This is a genomic window from Priestia sp. FW507-14D1A, assembly GCF_058781295.1.
In genome coordinates, this window is record NZ_JBYSWQ010000006.1 from 205638 (window position 1) to 226010 (window position 20373).

At 35.1% G+C, this 20373-nt stretch carries 19 protein-coding genes and 1 pseudogene; 7 read left to right on the forward strand and 13 right to left on the reverse strand.

Annotation, left to right across the window (positions count from 1 at the left end):
* Positions 1-119 precede the first annotated feature (119 nt).
* The 6 genes and pseudogenes from AC3WJG_RS20495 to AC3WJG_RS20520 all read right to left on the reverse strand — a co-directional run bounded on the left by AC3WJG_RS20495 (position 120) and on the right by AC3WJG_RS20520 (position 5922).
* A pseudogene (locus tag AC3WJG_RS20495) lies at positions 120-1449 on the reverse strand (MFS transporter).
* Between the two features lie 112 nt (positions 1450-1561).
* Positions 1562-2950 (reverse strand): aminotransferase-like domain-containing protein, encoded by a 1389-nt coding sequence (locus AC3WJG_RS20500; protein WP_098579002.1) that lies wholly within the window; start codon positions 2948-2950, stop codon positions 1562-1564.
* A gap of 505 nt (positions 2951-3455) precedes the next feature.
* Positions 3456-3887 carry an anti-sigma regulatory factor gene (locus tag AC3WJG_RS20505; protein ID WP_098579001.1) on the reverse strand — a complete coding sequence of 144 codons (432 nt, stop codon included), beginning with the start codon at positions 3885-3887 and terminating at the stop codon, positions 3456-3458.
* Between the two features lie 117 nt (positions 3888-4004).
* Positions 4005-4694 carry a Na-translocating system protein MpsC family protein gene (locus AC3WJG_RS20510; RefSeq protein WP_337133334.1) on the reverse strand — a complete coding sequence of 230 codons (690 nt, stop codon included), beginning with the start codon at positions 4692-4694 and terminating at the stop codon, positions 4005-4007.
* A gap of 139 nt (positions 4695-4833) precedes the next feature.
* Entirely contained in the window at positions 4834-5049 is a 216-nt protein-coding gene (locus AC3WJG_RS20515; protein WP_337133335.1) for a hypothetical protein, read from the reverse strand.
* A 177-nt stretch (positions 5050-5226) separates the two neighbouring features.
* Complete coding sequence (locus AC3WJG_RS20520) at positions 5227-5922, reverse strand: Na-translocating system protein MpsC family protein (RefSeq protein ID WP_043981826.1); 696 nt, start codon at positions 5920-5922, stop codon at positions 5227-5229.
* A gap of 369 nt (positions 5923-6291) precedes the next feature.
* Between AC3WJG_RS20520 and AC3WJG_RS20525 the strand changes: the two genes are divergently transcribed.
* On the forward strand, positions 6292-7593 hold the full coding sequence (locus AC3WJG_RS20525; RefSeq protein ID WP_098333453.1) for an MFS transporter: 1302 nt from the start codon (positions 6292-6294) through the stop codon (positions 7591-7593).
* A 145-nt stretch (positions 7594-7738) separates the two neighbouring features.
* Here the strand turns inward: AC3WJG_RS20525 and AC3WJG_RS20530 are convergent, their stop codons facing one another.
* On the reverse strand, positions 7739-8113 hold the full coding sequence (locus AC3WJG_RS20530; RefSeq protein WP_098248841.1) for a cupredoxin domain-containing protein: 375 nt from the start codon (positions 8111-8113) through the stop codon (positions 7739-7741).
* Positions 8114-8430: 317 nt separating this feature from the next.
* Here AC3WJG_RS20530 and AC3WJG_RS20535 point away from each other — a divergent pair, with 317 nt between their 5' ends.
* Both AC3WJG_RS20535 and AC3WJG_RS20540 read left to right on the forward strand, forming a co-directional pair.
* Positions 8431-9861 (forward strand): PQQ-dependent sugar dehydrogenase, encoded by a 1431-nt coding sequence (locus AC3WJG_RS20535; RefSeq protein WP_337133336.1) that lies wholly within the window; start codon positions 8431-8433, stop codon positions 9859-9861.
* A 334-nt stretch (positions 9862-10195) separates the two neighbouring features.
* On the forward strand, positions 10196-10756 hold the full coding sequence (locus tag AC3WJG_RS20540; protein ID WP_225049670.1) for a hypothetical protein: 561 nt from the start codon (positions 10196-10198) through the stop codon (positions 10754-10756).
* A 60-nt stretch (positions 10757-10816) separates the two neighbouring features.
* Here the strand turns inward: AC3WJG_RS20540 and AC3WJG_RS20545 are convergent, their stop codons facing one another.
* Positions 10817-12412, reverse strand: a complete 1596-nt coding sequence (locus tag AC3WJG_RS20545) for an acetolactate synthase large subunit (protein ID WP_337133337.1) — start codon at positions 12410-12412, stop codon at positions 10817-10819.
* 455 nt (positions 12413-12867) lie between these two features.
* Between AC3WJG_RS20545 and AC3WJG_RS20550 the strand changes: the two genes are divergently transcribed.
* Entirely contained in the window at positions 12868-13512 is a 645-nt protein-coding gene (locus AC3WJG_RS20550) for a glycosyltransferase (protein ID WP_337133338.1), read from the forward strand.
* 714 nt (positions 13513-14226) lie between these two features.
* Entirely contained in the window at positions 14227-14427 is a 201-nt protein-coding gene (locus AC3WJG_RS20555; RefSeq protein ID WP_016766383.1) for a cold-shock protein, read from the forward strand.
* Between the two features lie 84 nt (positions 14428-14511).
* Here the strand turns inward: AC3WJG_RS20555 and AC3WJG_RS20560 are convergent, their stop codons facing one another.
* The gene (locus AC3WJG_RS20560; protein ID WP_176524049.1) at positions 14512-14685 is read right to left on the reverse strand and encodes a hypothetical protein; all 174 of its coding nucleotides are present in this window, start codon (positions 14683-14685) and stop codon (positions 14512-14514) included.
* Between the two features lie 37 nt (positions 14686-14722).
* Positions 14723-16123 (reverse strand): degradosome RNA helicase CshA, encoded by a 1401-nt coding sequence (cshA, locus tag AC3WJG_RS20565; protein WP_337133339.1) that lies wholly within the window; start codon positions 16121-16123, stop codon positions 14723-14725.
* A 284-nt stretch (positions 16124-16407) separates the two neighbouring features.
* Between cshA and AC3WJG_RS20570 the strand changes: the two genes are divergently transcribed.
* Positions 16408-16611 (forward strand): cold-shock protein, encoded by a 204-nt coding sequence (locus AC3WJG_RS20570; protein ID WP_028410031.1) that lies wholly within the window; start codon positions 16408-16410, stop codon positions 16609-16611.
* 282 nt (positions 16612-16893) lie between these two features.
* On the opposite strand, the gene AC3WJG_RS20575 is transcribed toward AC3WJG_RS20570, so the two are convergent.
* Complete coding sequence (locus AC3WJG_RS20575) at positions 16894-17097, reverse strand: cold-shock protein (RefSeq protein ID WP_013056405.1); 204 nt, start codon at positions 17095-17097, stop codon at positions 16894-16896.
* A 946-nt stretch (positions 17098-18043) separates the two neighbouring features.
* On the opposite strand from AC3WJG_RS20575, the gene AC3WJG_RS20580 reads away from it, so the two are divergent.
* Positions 18044-18190 (forward strand): BH0509 family protein, encoded by a 147-nt coding sequence (locus AC3WJG_RS20580; protein WP_013056404.1) that lies wholly within the window; start codon positions 18044-18046, stop codon positions 18188-18190.
* A gap of 81 nt (positions 18191-18271) precedes the next feature.
* Here the strand turns inward: AC3WJG_RS20580 and AC3WJG_RS20585 are convergent, their stop codons facing one another.
* Together AC3WJG_RS20585 and AC3WJG_RS20590 are read right to left on the reverse strand one after the other, a co-directional pair.
* Positions 18272-18790 (reverse strand): hypothetical protein, encoded by a 519-nt coding sequence (locus tag AC3WJG_RS20585; RefSeq protein ID WP_337133340.1) that lies wholly within the window; start codon positions 18788-18790, stop codon positions 18272-18274.
* Between the two features lie 66 nt (positions 18791-18856).
* On the reverse strand, positions 18857-19483 hold the full coding sequence (locus AC3WJG_RS20590) for a hypothetical protein (protein ID WP_337133341.1): 627 nt from the start codon (positions 19481-19483) through the stop codon (positions 18857-18859).
* Positions 19484-20373 lie beyond the last annotated feature (890 nt).

Genomic DNA, 20373 nt, shown 5'->3' on the forward strand with positions numbered 1-20373 from the left:
GAAATGTCAATGTAGTCTCTGTAAAAAAGAATTCAATTCTTTAAACGGAAGTGGAAGAATACAAGTAAATTTGAGTGACATGATTTATTTCAGCGCCGGGCTTCCATACCGCAGATAAATTAAAGTCCTTGACCTACTTTAACTTTATTTTCACCTGTACTTCTATAAGCCCATATGATAACCGGAATTAATATCAAAGATACAATTCCTCCACTTAATGATAAAACGGCATAACTTGATTGAGCCACAACCATTCCGGATAAAGCTCCTCCGGAAGCTCCCGCTAAAGCAATTAAAACGTCTATAGTACCTTGTGTTTTCGCACGTGTTAATGGTTCTGTAGCATCCACTATTTGAGCTGTCCCGCTAATTAAACCTAAGTTCCATCCTAATTCCAAGTAACGATAGAGCAACCACTAGAAGAACCATTGAATCACTCGGTGCCATAGCTGCTACCAGCCCAGCTAAAAGAAGGATAATTCCTGAAGCAATTGTCATCGCCGTTCGTCCAATTTTATCAATTAAAATCCCTGTAAATAATGAAGGAAGATACATAGAACCAATATGAAAGCCAATTACAACTCCTACTTCAGTTAGCCCGTGGCCATGATGTTTCATGTGCACAGGTGTCATGGTCATGATAGCAACCATTACAATTTGAGTAAGGACCATAACTGTGGCGCCAACAGCCACTCCTTTTTTGTTCGTTGATCGCTCAGTATTTATTAAATTTTTTTGAGCATCACGTTCTTGTTTATTCGCTTCTATTGCTCTTGCAATCAGTAACGGATCCGGACGCAGCATAATATAAAATACAAGACCAGCTACTATATATGCAACTGCTGCTAAAATGAAAGGTCCCGCAAGTGCTGGAGCACCAATAGAAAGAGCAAAATCTCCCATTACATTAACTAAATTCGGACCTGCAACGGCTCCAAATGTAGTGAAAACCATGGCCATACTAACAGCGGTCCCCCGTTGTTTTGCTTTGGCTAAATCTGTTCCTGCATAACGCGCTTGTAGATTAGTAGCTGTTCCGGATCCATAAACGAGGAGCGAAAGAAAAAGAAGAAAAACACTATTAAGAATGGCAGAAAAAATAACACCAATTGCTCCAACTCCCCCTAGAATAAAACCCGTCGTAAGTCCTGCACGACGCCCTTTTTTTTGAGAAAGCTTTCCTACTAACCAAGCAGCTCCTGCAGATCCTAAAGTAAATAGAGCCGTCGGTACTCCTGCATAGGCATCTGTACCAAGCATTTGCTGTGCAATAAGTGCACCGACAGTAACTCCTGCTGCCAATCCTGCACCGCCAAAGATTTGAGAAACACTTACAACAAATAAGGTTCGTTTATATAAAGCTTTTTGTTTCTCTGGTGAATTAACAAATTCTTGTAAACAAGTTGATTGGGTGTCTGAAGCTTTTACATGATCCTCGTTTACCATCATAACCTTCCTTTCAGAAAACTCATTCTATTTTTAAAAATATTCTCACTAGATTTGGATTATCATAACACGCATAAAAAAACCATACAATATTATAATTGTATGGCAAACAATATTATAAATAGTCGTTAAGTAAACGTTTAAGGATAACCAATCCTTGCTCAAGCTCTCCAATCGTTTTCGGTGCACAGACAGCGATCCTTACAGCTCTGTCTGGACAACTGTTTCCCACTACAAAGCGTTCTGCTGCATACACTTGTACGCCCTGCTGTGCAGCTAATGTTTCAAATTCAGCACCTGTAATCTTTTCTGGTAATAGTAACCAACGAAATATACCAGTTTCCATACCTAAACACGTGTAATTTTCTAAATGTTGATTTGCAATTCGATTTCTGAGAATAGCTTGTTGACGATGATTCTCTACTAAGGGTTCAAATTGATTTGACACAATAATACGTGCTGTTAGCTCTGCTAATAATGGTGAAACTGATATATTTAAATTATAAAGTGCTTTTGAAATAGGCTCTTTGAATCGACTAGGCGCTGCTACATATGCTAGTCGTAACCCTGGTGCTATTGATTTTGATAAACTCGCAATATAGATGACTTGTTCTGGTGCATATGATGCCACTGCTGGCATTGGTTGCTCATGATGGAGATGATACGTTGCATCTTCAATAATAAATTGGTTATATTTTTTTGCAATCACGGCAAGCCTTTCTCGGTTTTCAACAGACATACAGCAAGCAGTTGGATTATGGTAGTCTGGTATCAAGTAAATGCCTTTAATATTATCATTTTTACATGCATATTCAAAAGCAGTTGGACTCATTTCATAATTCTTTGATTTTATCGGTACTAATTGTACACTAAGCATAGCTGCAACCGTTTTTAAACCTGGATAAGTGTGATGATCAACCCCGATGCGATCTCCAGGCTGACAAAGACTCGCTAGTATTGCAGCAATTGCATTTTGTCCTCCATTTGCAAATAAAATGTGATCAACTGTTGTTTTGAATCCGCCTCTTCTCATCAGCTTTACAGCTGCATCTTTTTGCCAAAGACTTTCACCTGGCCTCCCATAACTAAACCACTTTTCGTAATCAGTCTCTTGTAGCATATCTTTTAGTTGAAGGAGAAGCGGCTCGTATGAATCATTGTCTGGCAGTGTCGCGCCCATTTCAATTAAGTGGCTAGGCTTTCTATCTTCGAGTAAATACGCATTCGATAACGCATCATACGATACGAATGTACCGCTTCCAACAGTAGCACTTAATAAACCCTTTAGCTCGCACACTTTAAATGCTTTTGAAATCGTACTCAAATTTAAATCTAAATAATCGGCTAGCTCTCTCTGTGGAGGAAGTTTTGTTCCAGGTAATAAAACTCCCTTGATAATATCCTGTTCCAATTGTCCTGCAATGGCTTGGTAAATAGGCTTTCTTGTTTTATCAACAGATGGTTTCCAGCTCATCGGATAGTTTTCAAACGAATTAATCGGCATAGTATCCATCCTTTTTTCACACAATTATATACTTGTACTGTTTATATCACAATTATCATTATTAATAATTTCCAAGAATCTATGGTTTTTGAGACTTGATTATGATCAATTATTTTAACGATTAAATATAATTGCTCATAATTTTCTACACCTTTTTCTCATATTTCTAAGCCTCTTGTGACTACTGCGAAGAAACATTTTTGTCCTACTGCTAAGAGTTAATAGAGGAGAAGCACATGCTGAAGGTACAAACTCACGCATGTGAAATATCTTAACCTTATCCTAGAGCCGGATCATCAGGGGATGATGTTTTTAGAAGCTATCTTCTATTCAATAAAGGAGTCTTTTGTAAAGAGGAAGTCCGTTCTTTCTTAAACTTTTTAAAATTTCTTGACCTTAATAGGGCTTAATGAAAAATAGATTTTTCAGTCTAGCTACTCATAAATCTATACAAATCTTTACCTACTGCTGTAGATAAACGTTTACAGTTTAACTTGTGTTCCTTTTACTTATTTCTTTTTTTCCATTTTATAACCTGGATGTTAACGCCATGGTCTTCTTGAGATGATATGGTGAATTCGTCCATTAATTTTTTCACCCCTGATAAACCAACGCCTAATCCTCCTGACGTTGTATAGCCACTTTCCAGCGCTTTTTGAATATTTTTAATGCCTGGCCCTTTATCTATAGCTATTATTTTGAGTCCTATTTCAGGTTGTTTCTCTATTATTTCCATTGTAATTTTTCCGGTAGTGGCATATTTATATATATTTCTGGATAATTCTGAAATAGTCGTAATAATTCGGGCTTGATCAAGTGTGCTGAAGCCTAAGCAGTTAGAAAACATTCGCCCTTTCTGACGTGCTTCTACTATATCCACTTCAGTGTGTATCTCAACAGTTAAAGGTTCCTTTCCTTCATCCGATTGAAATAGCATAAGTATCACCACTTTCTTTATTTTAATAGTAGTAAAATAACAATAGGCCAAAAAGAAAGGTTAGATAACCTTTCTTTTTGGCCTACATCTAGTTCAGTGCCTAGCTTATCAGTGCCGTTATGAAGTTGGGTTTAAAATCAGAAGAATTGTACTTTTATCTTTATGAAAGTCCCATGCGACTAGTATATCTGTTACCTTTGAATCTAAAATTACTTCTAATGATTGACTATGTTCATGAAGTAGTCTTTTTTCGAGATTTCTTTTAGCTAATGTAAGGTTCTCTTCAAATCCTAATTGAACTAATTCTTTCTCTATACTTACCATAATACCTTCCCTGATTATAAGAAGTGTTCGCTGATCTAATAGATAAGAAGAAACATTATGAGGGAACTTTTCTGCTTTTTGAGTTACTTCCTCAACTTCTTTATGCAGCAATTTCTGATTTTTATAGGAATGATTAGCTATGTTTTCTTTATCAGAATGGATCATGATAAACATCCCAGACTGCAGCTCTAAATTCCAATCATAATAAAATTCTTTAATATCTAAATGTATATTTAATTGTATATATCCTTTTATCTCTTCAATTAAAGTCTCCATTAACAAATCACGTGTTTTTTGAACATAGATAACTTGTCCCTTGTCTAACAAAGCCTTTTCTAAAGGTAATAAAAAGGCTTTAAAATAAACGGTTATAAAAGGAGGAGAAATGACGGTGAATACACCTCCAGGACCTCTTCCAAAGTTTTCACGAAGTAACCTTCCCATATAGCTACTTAATTCTTTTTCCAGTTTCGTTTTATCCATAGATGGTGCACCTAGTTTCTAGTTTCATAAGGTATACTATTCGTGATGTTTTATGAAAAATCCTTCTTCATCATAAGATCATTTTTGGTAATAAGAATTAACTTTCCACAAAGTGTAAACGAGGCATACTAGTATACCTTTAATAGATTGGTTTCTGTTTCCCTTTGTATTTCCTATGTTTCAAGATTCTTCTTTTATTTAAAGTTCCCATTTTACTTCCATAGATAATTGTACTTAAAAGCAGTATATCCTTGCTAATTTCTTCTTTGTATAATTCATTGTCATACTTTTGGTAATCCTGCAACAATCGATGAAGCTCTTTTATAAACAATACAATCTCATGATTATCAGCCATCCCGACCAAATCCTTTCTGTTGGCACATCCAATTTTCAGGTGCTGTTTTAGGGAATTATTCCGTTACAAAAGGACTTACTCTTTTTAGACAACAAAAATAAGCCGAAAAAGAAAAGGTATGAGCTTTTCTTCCTCGGCTTATGTTTGGCACAATGTGTCCAATTCATTACTGCCTCATTACTTTTTTGGTTTTAAAATAAGCGTAATAATACTATTATCCTTTTCAAAATCCCAATCTACAAAAATATCAAGAATGTCGGCATTTAATATCTCATCATAGTCATCGTTTTGTCGTAAGATTCCTTTTTCCAAAGGGCGTTTAGAGATGCGCAAGGTGTCATCAAAACCCAGCGAAATTAGCTGTTTTTCAATAGCTACCAGTATTCCTTCTCTTACGATGACCAATGTACGATCGCTTAATTTATATGACGAGATTTTTTCGGGACCTTTTTGGGCAATCTCACTCATCTTTATAATTCGATCATGAATTGCTTGTTTTCCTGGGTAAGGGTCACCCTCAGTCAAATCGGCTTTCAAATCGTCCAGACACACTCCCACAAAAATTCCGGAGTGATGATCTAAATTCCAATCATAATATAAGTGCTGTATGTCGAGGTCTGTAATCCCTTTAATTTGTCCAGTAATTTGAGGTTCAAGAGTCTTTACTAAAAGCTCTCTTGTAGTCATAACCTGAAGTTCTTCATTTTGGTTTAACAGTACTTGCTCCATAGGTGATACGAAGCCACTGACATAAATAACAACATAAGGTTCATAAATCGTAACATGAACAGCCTCAGGGCCTTTTCCAAAGTTATCTCGTAACAATTTTCCCAAATTATTCGCCAGCTTTGTTTGCTGAGCTTTAATATCCATATTTCTTCATCCTTTATTAAGAAAGAAGCATCATATCCTCTTTCCATCATTTTATTGTACCATTACGAACGAATAATTTAAATATGCAGAATAAATAAAAAATAATTGTTACAATATGTTTAACCTAATTATAAACGTTCAAAACCTCTTCCTTGTGAAAAAGACACTCACGTATTTGGCTGTTTTTTTTATTTATCATAGTAATACCTATTGAGTTCATTACAAACGCTCCAATAATAAAAGCTAGGAGAATTCTTTACCTTATATAAAATTTAAAGGAGGGGATTTTATCCAGGATTCCACAGAATAATTGAATATATATAAATAGAACCAATTTATTAACAATTAAAATGTAAGTAGGTGTTTAACATGACAAGGTATACGAATGATTTAATTCAAAGTTATATTGACTCTCCTGAAAAGAAGAACAGGTTATACAAACGTACATTATTTATCGTTGGCCTTTCACAAATCTTTGGAGGGGCCGGTCTTGCTGCTGGAATAACTGTAGGAGCAATCCTTGCTCAGCAAATGCTTGGTACAGATGCAGTTTCAGGATTACCAACTGCTATGTTTACTTTAGGGTCAGCAGGAGCTGCTTTAGCAGTTGGAAGGCTTTCGCAACGATATGGACGTCGCTTTGGTCTAACAACAGGTTTTATAGTAGGGGGAATTGGCGCAATTGGAGTTATCTTTTCAGCCATTATAAATAGTATTTTTCTCTTATTTGCTTCTCTGCTTATTTATGGAGCAGGAACAGCAACTAATTTGCAAGCTCGTTACGCAGGTACAGACTTAGCAAGTGTAAAACAACGGGCAACTGCAGTTAGCATGGCCATGGTTTTCACCACATTTGGAGCTGTTGCAGGACCAAATTTAGTTAATGTCATGGGACATTTTGCACTTTCAATTGGGGTTCCGGCACTTGCAGGACCTTTCATATTAGCAGCAGCTGCATATATATTAGCTGGTCTTGTCTTTTTTATTATGCTTCGTCCAGATCCATTACTAATAGCAAGAGCAATAGAAATGAATAAACAAGAACGTGACACTCAACAGAGTTTAAGAAATGCTGAGCAGTCAACAAACAAAAAAGGAGTGGCTGTTGGTGCAACGGTTATGGTACTTACTCAAATTGTAATGGTTTCTATTATGACTATGACACCTGTACATATGGGCCATCATGGTCATGGTTTACGTGAAGTAGGAATTGTGATTGGTGCTCATATAGGCTCAATGTATCTTCCTTCACTAGTTACGGGAATTTTAATTGATAAAATTGGCCGAACTGCCATGACCATTGCTTCTGGAGTTACCTTACTTTTGGCAGGCCTCGTAGCAGCTATGGCGCCAAGTGATTCAATGGGTTTTCTAGTCCTTGCCCTTTCTTTACTTGGATTGGGATGGAACTTAGGATTAATAAGTGGAACTGCACAAATTGTTGATGCTACAGAACCATCAACACGAGCTAAAACTCAAGGAACTATAGACGTTTTAATTGCATTAGCAGGAGCTTCTGGTGGGGCTTTATCTGGAATGGTCGTCGCTCATTCAAGCTATGCGACCTTATCGTTAAGTGGAGGAATTTTATCTTTAATCTTGATTCCAGTCGTAATATGGGCGCATAAAGGAAAAAAAGAGCGCATGCTTAACATAAATAAAGAATTTTAACTCCAATATAAAATGAATGAATTAGTTTTTTCACTTAAATCAACGAAACATAAAAAGGCCTTTAAATTTAAAGGCCTTTTTTTATTTCTATGGAAAAATAATGCTATATTCACTTCAAAAAGCAGAGACCGATTGGCCCTGCTTGTTATTTGACTATCACTTTCCCCACCATTCCACTATTAAAATGATACCTACATATCAGTTCATATGTACCAGGATTTTGTGGTTTTACAGTAATGGTTTTTTCTTTTCCAGGCTGGACTTCAGCGTCAATTCCGAGCTTTTCTACTGTGAAGGTATGCTCTTTCTGACCTTCATTTTTCACTATCAATGTTGTCATTTTTCCACTCGGGATAGTGATGGTTTCTGGATTAAAGTAATCATCGTTTAACTGAACCTCCATGGTTTTTTGTCTTACCATGTCTGATTCGGCTAAAACACCGAGTGATCCTGAAGTCATCACACTGATAACCATCGCAAACAAAACGACTAGTCCCATTAACCAGTTTTTCACAGACATTTGCATTCACTCCTTTCATAAGCCATATTCTTTTCCAATTCATAAAATAATATCACTATTTTTTGTGAATGAAGTATTACTTTTCCTTAATCTCAGTTTCTGAAAAGCGCAAATAGTTATGAACGCTGAGAGAAGCGTGAGGGCTAAAAGAAGAAAATAGCAGGCGTAATCAGGAGTGGATAATTTTTATGAAAAGAGCCTCTCAATTAGGTCTCTTAGTTAAGTTACCTAACTTTATAAAATAGTATTGATACTAATAGAACGGTTACAATCATATTCTTATAAAAGAAAACAATAAAAAAGGAGTGTCAAGTTAGTTGATAAAAGCTAAGGTTAGTTTACGGCCTATTGTTAGTAAAATAAATTTACCTACCGTGTTGAAAACAGCTATACTTCCTGGTGACTCATTTGAAAGCTTATTTATTGCAACCCAAGTAGGAGAGATCTTTTACATAAGAGACGAAGCTATACAGACTTTTTTAGATATTCGCTCACGAATCATAAAATTAGGTACGTCTGAACCAGGTGTTTCCCGGGGAGGATATGATGAACGAGGATTGCTAGGGCTAGCGTTTCATCCAGAATTTTATTATAACGGTCTGTTTTATCTTCATTACTCAGTAGCTGGAACACAAGGACCAGGTGCCCTTTCCGAACATTATAGGCCTAACCCGTGTGATCCTAAAACTTTAAACTTAAGGTGGATAAATAGAGAAACTAAATATGATCATATTGATACAGTGGAAGAATGGGTTTTCCAACCAAATGCTCAGCCTCAAAAAAGACGGACGTTACTTAACTTAAGAAGACCATTTTTTAATCATAATGGTGTCAACAGCTTAAACTTTTCACCTGAAACTGGAAAACTTATCTTTACAACTGGAGATGGTGGATCAGGCTATGACCCCTTTAACTTAAGTCAGGATGATATAGAAATTTACGGGAAAATAATTGAAATTGATGTAGGTAAGAATACATTTATCCATAATCCACCCGTAGTCACACGCTTTAGTGAACTCCCCTCACCTATTCAGGAAACTCTTACGCTCATTGCTAAGGGTGTTCGCAATATAACGGGTATTTCATTTCAAAAATTTTATAATCAGTACATCAAATATGTGGGAAATGTTGGACAAGATGTAGTAGAGTCGATTTTTTCATTTGTTCATTATAAGCCAATACCTGTTCCTCAACTTGTTCAAGCTTCTTTAATGAGAGCTAAACCCAGCCAAGAAGGATTTATTAACCTTGGCTGGCGGGGATGGGAAGGAGATTTTCCGACTTCGTTTATAAAAAGGTGTTCTGAAAATCCGGCCTTGGATGAGAAAATAATTGCTTATTACAATGAAGCGGTAAAAACTTCAGTGAGACGTCTTCAGCCTTTAACAAGTTATTTTCACAAAGATCCCCGCCCCAATAAATTTGGAGGGACCTCCCTTACAGGAGTTCAGCCATATATGGGGAATAAAATCCCTAGCTTAACAGGAAGCGTTATGTTTACGGATATTGCACAGTTTAAAGAATCTCAATCCCCAGTTAGAGGAGTTTTAGCTTATACCAGAGCAGGTACAGATTGTAAGTTAAATGATTTTAGTGTTGTGGAGATTGATTATAATTTTGGTTCTCAAGCAGCTTACTACGTTAGTTTGGGAACGAACCTGGGTCAAACCAGGCTTTATTTAGGAGTGTATGGCTCTATGAAAGTGTCTGACTTTAATCAAGGTACTGTTTTTGAAATTGTTCCATGATTTATATTTATAAAATTCGACTGGATATCGATTTTCTTCCAAAAATCATAGCTTAATTTTTTCACCAGCTATTTTATAAGAATGAACAAATGAACTTTCTAGAAAATAAAAAAGCCTTTAATCAATAAAGCCCATAAAAAATTCATTTTATGGGCTACAGTACATACCTTTAGAAAGATAAAGAAATTTATCTTAACGGATATAACCTATTCCTGTAAAAGTAAATGCGACTTATTAGTCCTCTCTCTTAATTTCTTCATATATTCCATGTAAGAGTTGATATATCAGACAATGATCTAAAATAATGTAAAAACAGTTAACGGAGGTGAAATTCATGTACTTTTTAAAGTCTCTTTCAAATGAAGTAAAATCTGCGCAGCTTTTTTTTCATAGACTATCTAAAACTAAGCAGCTTGTATCAGGCGCTCTTTTCGCCAGCTTAGCAGCCCTTTTTCAATCAGCAGGAGGTTTCTTACCGGGAATAGGAATTTTTATTAGTCCCTTCTCTACTGCACCCATTCTTTTTTGTTTTACACTTTCGCTCCCTCTAGGATTTATTACCTATATACTAACAAATCTGCTTCTTCTGATTATCCAGCCAAGTGAACTTATTATTTTTCCTTTTACAACAGGAATGTTGGGAATGGGCATAGGAGCTTCTTTTTACTTTTTAAAAAAGAGATTATACATTGTTGTAAGTGGTGCCACTCTATTAACTGTTGGGATTATTACCTTATTGTACGGTTTCAAATTCCCCGTACTAGGTCCCGTGATTTCCAGAAATTTTTCTTTTTCTACTACTGGTTTAATTTTTATATTTACTTTCCTTTATAGTTGGATTTGGGTTGAACTCAGCTTAGCTTATTTTAAAAAATTAAAAACATTTATTTCCTAGTGAATCTACAAATTAATCCCTTAACAGAGATAACTCGTCAAAATAATGGAGAAATCGCAATCAGCTTTTTAGAAGAACGTCAATTAGGACAATCTCATTTAAACTTTGTAAGGCTCTTTTCATTATATTTTTAAATTCAACTAAACTATTTGCCTGTTCTCCTTTAATTCCAAAGCTTTTTGCCAGTTGAACAAAATCTGGGTTTGTAAAAGTTACTCCATAGCTCTTACCAAACTTTTTGTTCATCATTTCCTGCTCTATTTTTAATGTAGAGTCGTTTAAAACAATAATGATGAATGAAAGTCCTAAGCGCTTTGCCGTCTCTATTTCAGCAAAATTCATTAAGACTCCTCCATCTCCAGTAATACAAATAGCTGGATCATTAGGGCAGGCTAGCTTAGCTCCAATTGAGCCTGGTAGAGCAATACCCATGGAAGCTAGACCATTTGATATAATGAACCTGTTAGGGTTTTTAGGTTGATAAGTTCGGGCTATAGATACTTTATGAGCTCCCACATCTGAAATCACAATGGTTTTCTCTGAAGAGAGCTTGTCAATAATATGCAAGATATTCTCGATTGTTAAAGGCAGCAAATTACTATCTATCTTTTTCTCTTCAATGTGATAAGATTGCTTAATTTGTTTTTGGAGATTACCAGAGGGAATCCATGGTTTAGAAGGAATATCAAGCTGATTGAATACTCGTAAAGTCTGCTTTATATCTCCAACCAATTCGACCTCTATAGGGTAATATTCATCTATTTCTGCCGGTAAAGTATCTATATGTAAAATTGGTTTTTTTTCCGTGTTCCATTCTTTGGGTAACTTTTCGACAAAATCAAATCCAATTGCAATAAGTAGGTCAGCTTCCTTTAAGCCTGCGAGCACCTCATCTTTTTCATTAAATCCAAACGCAAAGAAATTTTGCGGATGATTTTTAGCCAATACACCTTTAGCCATATAACTATGGGTAACCGGTGATTGAAGGCGTTCAATAAATGGCTGAAGCTCATCCACGGCTCCCTGTCTAACAGCGCCGTTACCGATAATCACAAAAGGTCTCTCATACTGTTTAATAAGAGTATTGGCAGCCTGAATGGACTCCAATATAGGTATGCTTACGGGTATAGATGTAGGTAAAATAGGTTTAATGGGAACGATTTGAGTTGCTAAGTCTTCTGGCAATTCTACTACTACGGGTCCTGGCTTTTCCATTTGTGCAATTTTAAATGCTTTTCGAATAATCTCAGGAAGCGTTTGTGCATCTTTTATCTGAACACCCCACTTCGTTGCCGGTTCCACCATTTTGATAATGTCCATATACTGGTGCGAATCTTTATGCTGCCTTCCCAAAGCAGCCTGTCCTGTTAAAGCAACAACAGGAGAATGGTCTAGCTTTGCACTAGATATACCTGTCAATAAATTAGTAGCTCCAGGTCCTAATGTTGATAAACATACCCCTACTTTGTTTGTTAACCTTCCGTATACATCTGCCATAAAAGCAGCTCCTTGCTCATGCCTCACATTCACGAATTGAATCTGTTTAGAGTTGGATAAGGAATCAATAAAATCCAAGGTCTCTTTACCGGGTATTCCGAAAATATATTCAACTCCCTCATTTTCTAAACATTGAACAAGTGTATCCGTCACTTTCATATTGTTCGACCTCTCTCTAGATAGTATTCTGACAAGCTTATGTGAAAGGAACAGCTCATTAATCTTTATCACATTTTTTAATTTCAACTCGCAAAAATCCCAAACATATGCAAGAAAATCCTATTCACTAACTATTGTTTATAGTGTTGCCATTAGGTTCTTATGTTAAATATATTTTTTAGAGAATGTATAAATAATTGAATGAGTCAAAAAAATCGAAATGAAATTAGACCTTAATGACATTTTCTTTGTTAGTGAACAAAAAAAGGCTTTATTTTCTCTACTATAACCTTACAGAAAGGTATCTTCTGTAACCCTTCCTCTGTGTTGACTGATTGAAAGTGTGGAGATACCCTATAAAACTTTCTATTAGAATGTAACATTTTGAGGAATGTAAAAAATCCCATATACGAATAATAAGGCGCATACTCGTTTAAATTGAAGGGAGCGTTTTTATGAAAAGATTATTAATGGTAGGATTTATGTTGTTATTCTCACTAAATATGCTGGTTGAACCAAGTAGTGCTCGTGCTGAAACACAAGAACATCGTGTTAGTAAATCTCAGGTAAAGTTTGAAAATGAATTCAGAAGACTTTGGATGGATCATGTACTGTGGACAAGCAATTATATTACAAGTGCAACAACAGCAGGGTCAGAAGACCAAAAACAGGTGTTGACAAGATTATTAAAAAATCAAGAAGATATCGGGAATGCTGTTAAGCCGATATACGGAGAGAAAGCTGGGAATAGACTTACGGATTTGCTTAAGGAACATATTGTGATTGCTGGCAAGATTGTAGATGCAGCTAAAGCGGGAAAGAACGTCTTAGTGAATCAATTAAACAAAGAATGGTATAGAAATGCTGATGATATAGCAGCGTTCCTTAGCCAGGCCAACCCTTACTTAAAAAATGAAGACTTGAAAAAATTACTGTATATGCATCTAAAATTAGTGACAAATGATTTATCTGCAAGCTTAGAAAAAGATTGGGAGGCAAGAATCGTTGCAATTGATGAAGGAGTATCACATATTATCTTAATGGCAGATACTATATCTGCGGGAGTTGTGAAGCAGTTTCCAAAGAAATTTAATAAATAATTTTGATAATATCCAGTATTATTTGAAATTTCTTCATAAAACACTCCATCTGTAAGGGCTCTTTTGCTCGATGACTCTAAGAAACCTTAGGTTCACTAAAAAGGTACACGTAGATATTTTGCATAAAGCATCATAACCAAAGGTTTATTAAATTTAAACACTGGGTATTATCAAATCAAGACGATGTGTTAAGAGTACCGCCCGTGCATAGGGTGTGTCCTTCTCTATTCTATAAAAAATGGCGCCTAAAACGGCGTCATTTTTTATGTGGAAACAAGTTTACGGATTCTAGTGCGAAGGTTGTATTTATATGAAAAAGGTATATAGATTTCTATCTAATTGAATGTATTTTTACGCCACTATTCAAAAGTTTTTTGAGTGAACTTCCCTTTCTTTTGGACAGACGGCTCCCATTATGCTCTCGCATCTAATTTAGGTTCATATTTATGAATTCAATACCCTTAATGATTGTGTAAACAGTGGCTAATACTCGACTTCTATCATTTCCATGTTTATTTGAAGTTTTTGCACGAGAACCTCACTATGATGTTATAGTCATACACTTGTTACATTTTAATGGAATGAGTGATGATAAAGAAAGTTAAAAAGATCAAATTAATTTAAGTTTAAGATGTCTCCATTGGGATAATATATAAATAAGCTAGATTTAATGATAATCTGGTTTATTTTCTACATTTTAGGAGGCAACAAAAAATGGAACACGGTAAAGTGAAATGGTTTAATGCTGACAAAGGTTTTGGATTTATTGAGCGCGAAGGTGGAGAAGATGTATTTGTTCACTTCTCAGCTATTCAAGGTGAAGGCTTTAAATCCTTGGATGAAGGGCAAGAAGTGACTTTTGATATCGAAGAGGGACAACGTGGACCACAAGCGACAAACGTAAATAAAGCATAAGAAACCATACTAAAAAACAGACTCTATTTTCAGAGTCTGTTTTTACTTAAAAAGATTTTTATATCAACACTTATTCATCAATAATTATAGTTCGTGTTTTTTTAACTCTTCTTCAAAGAAAAAGGTACTTGGGTATTTGTCGACTGTATAAGAGTATCTTTTCATGTTTTTTACATAATGACTTTTTAAGATTGTCACTAATTCATTCGATACTCTTATCGCTACTACTTCTCCATTACTAAATATTTTCTCACTCATAGCCATTATCCTTTCTCGCATCAAAAATAATCAGGGATTATTTTCTATATGTTTTTTTACGGCCTACTGTTTCTTTTCTCCCTCTATTTCTCTTACGTTCTGTTTTTGCCTTTTTATTACGAAGTGGTGCCACTTCAGACAATTGGACAGAGGTCATATTTGATTCTTTTGTTAAGAGCTTTAAAGTGGCTGACAGTAAAGAAACAGAATCAACTTCTTCTAATAACTTTTCCGCCATTGGCTTGTATTCCACAAACTCCCCCTTGTCGATAGCGGCCAAAACCTGGTGAATGATTGCTTCCTGATGCCCGGCCATTACCTCACTAGAAGTAGGAGGTGATTGTCTAAACATTTTGGTTTTTGTGACATCTTCGATCACTTTTAAGTGATTACGTTCTCTTGGAGTTATAAAGGTAACTGCCAATCCCTTAGTACCTGCCCGTCCTGTTCGGCCAATACGATGAACATAGCTTTCAGGGTCCTGAGGAATATCAAAATTGTAGACATGGCTAACACCTGTAATATCAAGTCCTCTTGCTGCAACGTCGGTTGCAACCATAATTTCAATCGTATGATTCTTGAATTGACGAATTACATCGGCACGTTTGGATTGCGTAAGATCTCCATGAATGCCTTCTGCTGCATACCCACGCTTTTTTAGCCCTTCAGCAAGTTCATCCACACGTTTTTTTGTGCGTCCAAACACAATAGCAAGGTCTGGTGATTGAAGGTCTACGAGATTACAAAGAACATCAAATTTTCGATTCTCTGGAATTTCCATATATTGCTGCTCGATGTTCTTTACCGTTAACTCCTTTGCTTTTACTTTTACGAGTTCAGGATCGTTCATAAATTTCTGGGCTAGACTTTGTACTTGCTTCGACATGGTTGCTGAAAATAGTAAGGTTTGATGGGGAGAAGAGATGCCGCCAAGAATCGTTTGGATATCTTCAATAAAGCCCATATTTAACATCTCATCTGCTTCATCCAGAACAGCTGTACGAATATGATTTAAACGAATGGTTCTTCGCTTCATATGGTCCTTAAGGCGCCCTGGGGTTGCCGAGATAATATGCGGTCTGTTTTTAAGGGCTTTGATCTGACGATTAATATCCTGACCTCCATAAATGGGCAGCGTTTTAACTCCTTTTACCTGTCCAATTCGGTTTAACTCCTCTGCTACTTGTATAGCCAGTTCACGTGTCGGTGCTAAGACTATTCCCTGAATCCCTTCTTCACCAAGCTCAACCCGCTCTATAAGAGGAATGCCAAAAGCTGTTGTCTTTCCAGTACCGGTTTGAGCTTGTCCAATTAGATCTTTACCCGTCATAGCTATCGGAATGGATTCAGCCTGAATCGGCGTAGCCTCTTCAAAACCCAAGTTATGAACTGCCTTTTCAATGGCCTTGCTTAAATTAAAATCAGAAAATTTTTTCATTTTTTTGTGCTCCTTCTCTTACTTAAATTCAGAAATGAAAAAAGTACTCTTTAACGAGAGATATTATTTATTCATTTCTGCGTATTGGAAATCAGAGTTATTATTCACGAACATCTTATTTTAGCGTATCTATACAAGGCGAATTCATGCCTTATTTTATCCGCGCTTACGTGTATTTATAAATTTTTATAGGGTCTATAAAGTGTGGTTTAATTTAGAAAGATATGGTTCTCACTATTTCTTTTTTAAAAGGTATACTATTTAGGAGGAGGGATGATGTAGTTATGTATTATAACCATAGGAAGAAAAATCAAGAGCCCTTACCTAAAGAACAAATAGAGATTTGGGAATGTGAATCAGAAGAATGTAATGGTTGGATGAGAAAAAATTTCTCTTATCAAAAACACCAAAAGTGTCCTTTATGTGGCCATAAAATGAGAACAGGAGAACGGCTTTTAGGTGCGTCTCCTAATCCCCATCAAAAATAATTTATATCCGTCTGTTGTAAAAATCTATAAAAAACTTACGGCACTTCTTTAACTGAAAGTAAACTTCTTACCAAACAAACATGCCATATTTGCTTTGTATTTCTAGTGTATGGTTAACTAGTCCATACCTTGTACCTTCGTATTATCCAAAAATCAGCCTTAAAACGCTGGTTTTTCTATTATAACGAGATTTTAAAATAAGATATAATATATCTTTTGCGAGCTACTGAAATCAAAAGTAAAAAAAAGACTCCTAGGTGGAGTCTTTTTTACTCATTTTAATTATGCTACTTTATGAACGTTAGCAGCTTGTGCTCCACGTTGGCCTTGTTCGATGTCAAACGTTACTTTTTGACCTTCTTCTAATGATTTAAAGCCTTCACCTTGAATAGAGCTGAAATGTACGAATACATCGTCTCCGCCTTCAATTTCGATAAAACCGAAGCCTTTGTCTGCATTAAACCATTTTACTGTACCTTGTTCCATAATATTGCCTCCTGGTGTGGAATCTCCACACTTGTATTACTACCCTTGTCCAACCATACTATCTTAAGATGAAAATTTCTGTGGAAGAGATTTCTCTTCTCTCAATCCTACACCGAACAAAAATAATTAACCTAAGCGTAACACACAGAACGGAAGATAGCAAATACAGAAAAATAGATAAAATTCAAGGTGGAAATATATGTATCTTATTGAGAACTAATTTAAGGTTTACTAGCAGTACGTAAATTCAATGGACTTTCACCATTTTTGCACCTCTGTAGATTACTTACAAAATAATAAGCGCATTAAGAAACCTGCTGTTTTTAGGTATATGAAATTTTTCATAAAATTGATATCTTGGGCATAATACAGGATAGACACTTGGTAGAGGGGGGATTGTGTGAGACTGAAGGATGGAAACTTTTATACAGACAGTAGAACGAATAAGGTATATAGATTAAATGAAGATAACAAAGGAAGCTGGTACCTGAGTACTCATGATGATGAAGATAATAATCAAATGTCAAGAACTTCAGGGCGTAACATGATGAAAATGTTAAAGAGCTTTTATAACAAAGTGAACGACAGTTGAAAATGTACAGCTCTGGAAAACAGCATAAAAAATATAAAGCTAGCTGTGTTAAGCTAGCTTTATTTCTAATTTATAGAGCTAGTTATCATAATGTTTTTTAGGGATTAAGCAACAATACTAACAAAAAATTTTTAGCCTTGCCATTGGGAATCACCCATTATTTAATTTGGATTGCAGAAGCCTTGTTGTCCCAATCCGACGCCATAATACCATTTCTATATTGTTTTTTGAAAAATCATCTATAATTGATATTGTTTTAATCTCATATTGAGATATATAATAAAAACAAGAAAAAGAAAACGCTTTCTATATTTAAATACATTGTTACTTCTCAAACTATAAGGAGGATTTAAAATGAGCCAAGTGGAAAGAAATTCTAAAGTGCAGAAATTAGTTGAGTATCAAAAATTCAATGAAGAAGAAGTTTCGAAGATGACAGATCCGCAGGTTGAATATTATCACTGGCTCTATTTTGATGATTCCGCTTATGATTATATGTAACTCAATTATAAAATAAGAAAAAAGCACAAAAACGTTTGGTTCCAACGGGTTTGTGCTTTTTTCGTTTCTTTAATTATGCGATCACTGGTTTTTAGTCCCATTTCCTGTGACAACAAAGTGAGGGCTGTCTTCCTTCCGGTTGAAAAGTCTCCAGAACTCACTATATTCATCGTCTTCTGACGTATCCGGAAATACCTCTAATAAATAACCTTGAGATAAAAAGATCTTTAGCCCTCCTACTTCGTCCGATTCAACTCTTTCTACAATCGTGTATTCGTTTATATCTTTTATAAAAGATTCAATTCGTTCATCAAATCGATTATTTCCTTGGATATCCCATTCAAAATGCTCATTTTCACTCTTCAACCCTGTTCTTGGAGAATAGAAATCCCGTGACCCTACTACAATTTTATAACCTTTGGCAATACGCCAAGAACATTGAATATGTAAAGCGTATTCAGCTACTTCCTCTTTTTCCTCCCTTCTGGTTACTAAAATTTTTTCTCCAAATCCTAGCCAAAACAAATTTGAGGCTCTCCCTGCGTATCTTAAATTCAAGCCCACCAATTTGTCTAATTTTGATTTAGTTGCTTCTCTCATGCTTTTCTCCTTTTAGTTGCAGTTAAAGCTTTCTTGGTAAGTAGCTAAATAAAGAAATAGAATGTATTAATTGTTTATGGCATTAAGGTTATAGCGACCTATTTCTTTTTTATTTTTGATGACTATTAAAACACCTTTTAAAGCATTTTCTTTAAGCATTCTTATTTTTTCTTTATTAGGAGCCACTGGCAGCCCTCCGGATTTAGTGGTGAACCCTAAGTCATAACTTACATTTATTTTAGCAGTTCTATTTCTATTAAAATCTCCATATCCTGATCCCCTTCCTAATCCATCAAGACCTTTCTCGTCATCAAAAATATTAACTCCTACAGCATCCTTAGAGGCCTTTATTAGCTCTTTATCAGGTAAAATTTTAAAATCTAAATCGTCTTTATCAAAATCAATAAGGTTTTTATCACTGTAGTGCTTAATTTTCATATCGTAGTAAAGAGCAAGAGGGACAATTTCTTTCTCTTTTCCGTTCTCTTCTATTATTGTAGATCCTACCAAACCTTTGTCATTAACTACTTTTACTTTAACATTAGTAATTTTAAAAGGTTTTTTCTGATTATCTTGTTGATATTCTTTTGACACTTTTTTATTTTTTTCTACATCTGAGCTTCCTTGGTTTGAACAGGCTCCGCCTATTAACAACGAAACAGCCATAATAGTTACACCAATTAATTTTTTCATTATTCTATTCTCCCCTGTCTTAAATGACCCAAGCCTTGTGGTTGTGGTAAATTTGTGAAGCTTAAACCTTTGTATAACGCAATTGTATCGCTTTCAATTGTTATTATGTTTTATTTATATTTAGTATGTAATTGTACAGGCTTTAAGTCGTATAAATACTCTTCAAGCAAATGAGTTAAGTTTACCGAAATAGAAATAGAGAAAAAGTATGAACATGGAGGTTTAGACTAACCTTCTGCTAAAGGATCCTTGTTATCAAATATTTTCTTAGTCAGTTTATAAAAACGGAACTAGGAAACATATTGTATCAATAAGTGTTTTTAGTCTATTTTGTAATTCCGATGAGACCATCATCAATACCTATTATTTTTTCTTTACTAAATGTATTAAGTAATACATTTAGTAAAGAAAAAATGAAAGAAATACAATGAGGGTAAATCCAAAGGTATTAATGGCCTCCTCTGCTGCATTATCACCATTCATTAAAAGAGAAGCTAATACGAAATATAGTATAATCCCTATAAAAAGGTTCAAAAAGAAAATACCTATATATTTAGACAATAAGAAATCTCCTTTCTTTAAATAATTTCGTATACAAAACTATTTCCGATAGGTTTTTCTATTTATTTCCTATTAGTCTACCAAATACGTATGTAAAAGTGTATGGTTTTTAGAAGACAAATGTTATAAGAGTTATACAAAGCATTTCTAGTTTACAAATAAATAGCTAATTAAAGTATGTTATTATGGATAAATAAGTAAGTAATGTTGAGTACTACTTTGAAGGAGTTATTAATGAGACAGTTAAAAGGAAATTATTTTTGGGTTCTAACTATACTAATATTATCCAGTACAGTCTTCAATCTGATTTGGAGAGATAAAAGTTGGCC